Source organism: Nostoc sp. CHAB 5715 (genome assembly GCF_020829685.1).
GTDB lineage: Bacteria > Cyanobacteriota > Cyanobacteriia > Cyanobacteriales > Nostocaceae > Nostoc.
In genome coordinates this window covers 1-5,028 of the sequence record NZ_JAIVFR010000567.1, presented here as the reverse complement: position 1 = coordinate 5,028, position 5,028 = coordinate 1, and the positions used below count along the sequence as shown (strand labels likewise).

Here is a 5,028-nt window from a genome sequence, read left to right as displayed (position 1 = left end):
CTTCTATAATTTTGAGATGTTAAATAACTTATTTAATAATTTATTGAACAACTTTAAAACTCCGCCTTGTGACAGAAACTGAATGAGAAGGAGTCAGAAGACAGAATTCAGAATTCAGAATACCCCATGCCTAAAGTCAGGGGTTTCAATAAAGAAAGAATTTTTTCTTCTCCACGATTAAAATCGGGGGCTTTAAACCTCGATTCTCCATCCAGTCGCACAGAATCCATTCTGGATTCTGGCTCCTGAATTCTGAATTCTTCTTCGGTAATCAATTTCGATATTGTTAGAAAACTTAGTATAGCGCTGTTTGTAACAAATAGAATGTTCATCTGAGTAATTAAAATTTGCCGTTCTTCTTTTTGTCTTTCTAGAACTCGACGCACATCTTGGGTGGCTAATTCTAAAGTTTCTTTATCTATTGCTGGAGATTCCATTATTAATTGATGGTGTTTTGAAGAACTTTATTCGACTCGAAATAATTAATTACAGCATGAGCGATCGCTTCATTACCATCTTTAGCAATTAATTCAAATTGCTTTGGTAATTGAGGTAACTCACGCAGAAAATCCCAAGTCCCTTGAAAAAATTCAGATGGGGTAATGATTTGATGCTGGTTATAATTTGTTATGCCTTCTATTAGAAAAGTTGCTTCGGCAAAGTCCTCACGGGGGATAGTAACAATAGGTACTCCTACTAGTGCGGCTTCAGAAAAAGTACTGTAACCAGGTTTAGAAACAACTCGTCCACAAATAGGCATAAAATCTACAGGGCGGTATTTGCGGTCATCAATTTTCACTAAATTAGGTAAATCAGGGGCAGATTGATCAAAGACGATAAATTGCCAATCTGGGAATCGCCGCAGGTTATCGTAGGGAATTTGCTGTAAACCCAAACCGCCAAAGGTCAACAAAATAGTTTTTTCCACTGGTGCAGTTATTCCCCAAAAAGAACGTAAATCATCAGCAGAGTGACGGGGGGAACCGCCTGTTAAACCGACATCTGTGATATTATTAAAAGCTTGCATCGGTTCGTGGAAGGGGAGACGAAATAAGCGATCGCACTTTGAGTACCAATCACTAATCCAATCTGCAACTGCGGTAAATTCGCCTCCCCAATCTCGGTAGATAAAATCCCAGCCAAAGTTACTCATCATCCAGCAGGGAATATTTGCACCTTTGGCAAATCCAGGAGCGAGGAAGGGAATGTCTGCCAAAATGAGATTAACGCGATTTTGGCGGATAAAATTCACTTCTGAAGCAATGAGCGAATTTTGATGCTTCTTAATATCGAGCAACTTTTCTAAAGTCGCTACTTTATCCATTGTCAAACTATCGGTTTGCACCACACCCAAATCAAATGCACGGGGACGATAGATAAAATCGCCTTCTATGTAGCACTCTAGCAACCAGCGCGGGGCAGTAGTTACGAGAATTAGCAGAACTTCTGGACATAATTTTTGAATTGTCGCAGCTATAGAAGCAATGCGGGTAGCATGACCAAAACCGTGGTTAGTTATGGCTAAGTATAAAATTGGGCGTTCCATTTTAATGTTAAAAATTATGAATTATTTGTTGAAGAAGAATTCAGAAGTCAGAATTCAGGAGTCAGAATCAATCAGTCGGGGATTCAGACCCGCGACTTTCTTGTTGACCACCAAATTTTCAATTTGGTGGGGGTGCAAAAACGCCGATTATTCATCCGCTTTTTCGTACAGAATTCATTCTGAATTCTGACTCCTGACTCCTGAATTCTGTTCGATAATACAATTGAGTTCTAGCCAATCTTTGATAGTGCATTCATTCTGGAATAGCAAAATATTTTCATCTACTTCAGGAAGCTGAAAATTTTGCATTAGTTCGGCGAAAATTTCCTTTTTGATTCCTTGACGTTTTTTAGTCTGTTCATTCATTTGCATTCTTATGTAAATTTCCTCTAGCGAAACATCGAGGTAAATTACTCTGGTTTCATAATTATGTCGTTTGGCGACCTCTCTAAATCTGTCACGCAACCAACGAAAACAGTTTGTATCATCAAGAACGATGTCTTCTTCTAGCTGCATTAAATTATCCAAAATACCAATTGCGAACTGGTGAGTATTTTCCCACTCTTCAACGGAAATACCATCTCCACCAAAACCAAGTCCTCGCTCTTTATTGATATCATCCAGACTTACAGATGCACAGTTTAGGTAATTGACTATTGCTTTAGCCAAGGTACTTTTACCGGAAAACGCCAAGCCACAAAGTAAATAAAGGGTTTTCATTTAGTTCAGCAGAGTTAAGTACAGCCTCTTAGCTTGAGATAGCATAACGCACTAGTAAAAGTGCGTTACAGCACAGCCTACTTAGTACAGCATTTCATTACAGCAGTTTTCATGTATTTGAACCACATCTGTTGTAGGGGTTTAGCAATGCTCATTGGTGTCAACTTAACGTAAAAGCCATGTCCCGCAAGGAACTGAAGTTCCTTGCTAATAGTAAAAGTCATCTGAAGATGACTAAATATAGCCAAAAATCTTTAGTCTACTTTAGTAGACTTTAGCTATAAGCCCTGAAATTCATTTCTGGGCGGGCGTGGAAGCCAACAGATAAGCGATTTTTAGCTTAAGTTGACACCAATGAGCAATGCGCTTTACCCCTACCGCGTGGTCTATTTACCTGAAAATAGCTGTAATTCGTAACGAATTAAATTTGGCAATGCCAATGCATCGGCTGACAATGCCAATGCATCGACTGACAATGCCAATGCATCGACTGACAATGCCAACGCATCGACTGACAATGCCAACGCATCGACTGACAATGCCAATGCATCGACTGACAATGCCAATGCATCGGCTAACAATGCCAACGCATCGACTGACAATGCCAATGCGTCCCCTTGCATTAAAAACGCTACGATTTCACGCAAAGCTGTACTTAGCCTACATTTTGCAAAAACTTTGAATCGCCTCAAGCAATTGGTCGATTTCCGATTCTAAAGTCAAGTAATGGACGGTAACGCGTATACAACTAGGATCGGCAATTGTCCGAGTTAATATCTTTTGTGAATCTAAAAACTGCACCAACTTCAAATGAGCTTGGGGCTGATTATTTATGAGTTGGAACGAGACGATACCGCTTTCGGGTGGGGAAGTTCGCAGACACTTGACATCAGGTAACGCCACTAAGCGCCGCCAGAGGTAGTTACTATTCTGACAAATTTGCTCGTAACGTTCCTGTGAGGTTCCCCATTGCTGATGGATTGCGATCGCCTCTCGTAACCCAACATACAACGGATAAGCTAATGTAGACACTTCATATCGTCGCCCATCTGGAAGCCAATCCACAAGCTGAGATTGACTATCCACAACAATGCCATTAAAACCAATAAATGTAGGTTTCAGGCTTTCTCGTGCTTCTGGTCGGACATACAAGCCACCAGCACCCGCAGGGCCACATAACCATTTGTGACCAGTGAAAGCATAAAAATCTACTCCCAATTCAGTTAAGTTTAAAGGCAACAAACCAGCAGATTGGGCAGCATCTATCAGTAAAAAAGAATGATTATTTCTGCATACTTCGGCGATTTTATCAAGAGGTAAAACTTGACCAGTATTCCAGAAAACATGACTTAGTATTACAAGGCGGGTATTAGGACGTAAGTGCTGGGCAATAACTTTTACAGGGTCGCCCTCATTTAAAGTTGCTTTTAGGGGACAGGTAGTAACTTCTACAGCAAATCTTCGGGCGATTTCCTGGGTTATGGCAATTACACCTGGATGTTCGCAATCCGAAAGCAGCAGATGGTCGCCAGCACGCCACTCGATGCCCCATAGAGCGATATTACAGCCAACAGTGACATTCTGCGTAAGAGTAATTGTTTCGCTTGGTGCATGTAACTCTGAAGCGATCGCTTCTCTTGCGGCTTTAGTCTGTGGCGCCATCCAGCGATACGCCTCATTACCAAAGGGGCCTATTTGCTGAACATAAGCTTGAGTTTGGGCGATCGCATCCATTGCCCTTTGAGGCATCGGCCCTTGTCCCCCATAATTGAAATAAGCCTTATTTGCCAAAGCTGGAAATTGCTCTCGATGGCTATGCAACCTGGTTTGTGTGGCAGAAGTACTGGTCATACCAATTTTAGATTTTAGATTGTAGATTTTGGATTAGTCAAAATTCATTGATCGTTAGTTATTTTTTACTCATCCCCCTCATCCCCCTCATCCCTCTTACTCTGGGAAAGACTTGGCAGCATTCTACTCTTCCTGGGTTGGCTAGTTTCGGTAGTAAATTATCCTTGGCAAGCAATAGCTGTAAGTGCTTTGGGTTTGTGGTTTGTGGGAAGTCGCTTGCGGCAGTACAGTTTAAAGGTAGACTTCGCAGCAGTTTTCGTCATTGGGTTACAGACGATTTGGCTAGGTTGGCGATTAGTACCTGATAGCTTACAGAAATTAGCGATCGCAACTGGTACTCAACTTACCAATTCTCAAAATGAACCTTGGGCGTTGCTGGGTGTAGCTTTATTTCCATACATAATTTTGATGGTGGCACTCACAGATAGCCTGCATCGCAGCCAAAAGCGAGAATTGGCTAAATTTGGCGAACTGCTCACCCTGTTATTTGGAGCTTTTTTAACAACGATCGCAATAGTAAATCCCGCATTGCGATCGCTAAATCTGCTATTTTCCACAATTACTCTGGCATTTGTCACTCAACGCCGATCCCCCTCATCTCTTCCCCTGATATATCTAACTCACATCATGGGAGTGCTGACTTTTTGCTTTACCATTAATTGGTTATTACCAACCCTGAATCACCAAGTCTGGGCAAGTATTTTATTAGCTTTGATGGTTGCAGAATGGGTATTTAGCCTTAGTGAAGGGCTATGGCAACGTAGTGGATGGGACATCGGTTTAGGACTAGCAGCCGCTAGTTTTTTGGTATTGTGGATGAATGCAGAATCATCTTGGTATGGCATAGCTGATGGACAAGCTCGTTGGGGAGCCTTATGGCTAGTTACGCCTATAACTCTCACGGGTGTTGC

General features: G+C 41.6%; 5 protein-coding genes and 1 pseudogene. 1 reads left to right on the top strand and 5 read right to left on the bottom strand.

Annotated elements, in window-relative coordinates; translation table 11 throughout:
* Positions 1-107: 107 nt before the first annotated feature.
* From LC574_RS26235 to LC574_RS26215, 5 genes are all read right to left on the bottom strand, one after another.
* Complete coding sequence (locus LC574_RS26235) at positions 108-437, bottom strand: hypothetical protein (protein WP_229456464.1); 330 nt, start codon at positions 435-437, stop codon at positions 108-110.
* Positions 438-439: 2 nt separating this feature from the next.
* Entirely contained in the window at positions 440-1,546 is a 1,107-nt protein-coding gene (locus tag LC574_RS26230; protein WP_229456463.1) for a glycosyl transferase, read from the bottom strand.
* A 174-nt stretch (positions 1,547-1,720) separates the two neighbouring features.
* Positions 1,721-2,266: an ATP-binding protein gene (locus LC574_RS26225; RefSeq protein ID WP_229456461.1), complete on the bottom strand. Its 546-nt coding sequence runs from the start codon at positions 2,264-2,266 to the stop codon at positions 1,721-1,723.
* 386 nt (positions 2,267-2,652) lie between these two features.
* A complete protein-coding gene (locus tag LC574_RS26220) occupies positions 2,653-2,889 on the bottom strand; it encodes a hypothetical protein (protein ID WP_229456459.1) in 237 nt (78 codons plus the stop codon).
* Between the two features lie 37 nt (positions 2,890-2,926).
* Complete coding sequence (locus LC574_RS26215; RefSeq protein WP_229456457.1) at positions 2,927-4,117, bottom strand: aminotransferase class V-fold PLP-dependent enzyme; 1,191 nt, start codon at positions 4,115-4,117, stop codon at positions 2,927-2,929.
* Between the two features lie 87 nt (positions 4,118-4,204).
* Here LC574_RS26215 and LC574_RS26210 point away from each other — a divergent pair.
* Positions 4,205-5,028: pseudogene (locus tag LC574_RS26210) on the top strand (DUF2157 domain-containing protein); the annotation flags it as partial.

Excerpts from the sequence above, each read along its gene's own strand:
- LC574_RS26235 (WP_229456464.1), bottom strand. The coding sequence starts at position 437 with ATGGAATCTCCAGCAATAGATAAAGAAACTTTAGAATTAGCCACCCAA.
- LC574_RS26220 (WP_229456459.1), bottom strand. The coding sequence starts at position 2,889 with ATGCAAGGGGACGCATTGGCATTGTCAGTCGATGCGTTGGCATTGTTA.
- LC574_RS26230 (WP_229456463.1), bottom strand. The coding sequence starts at position 1,546 with ATGGAACGCCCAATTTTATACTTAGCCATAACTAACCACGGTTTTGGT.
- LC574_RS26225 (WP_229456461.1), bottom strand. The coding sequence starts at position 2,266 with ATGAAAACCCTTTATTTACTTTGTGGCTTGGCGTTTTCCGGTAAAAGT.
- LC574_RS26215 (WP_229456457.1), bottom strand. The coding sequence starts at position 4,117 with ATGACCAGTACTTCTGCCACACAAACCAGGTTGCATAGCCATCGAGAG.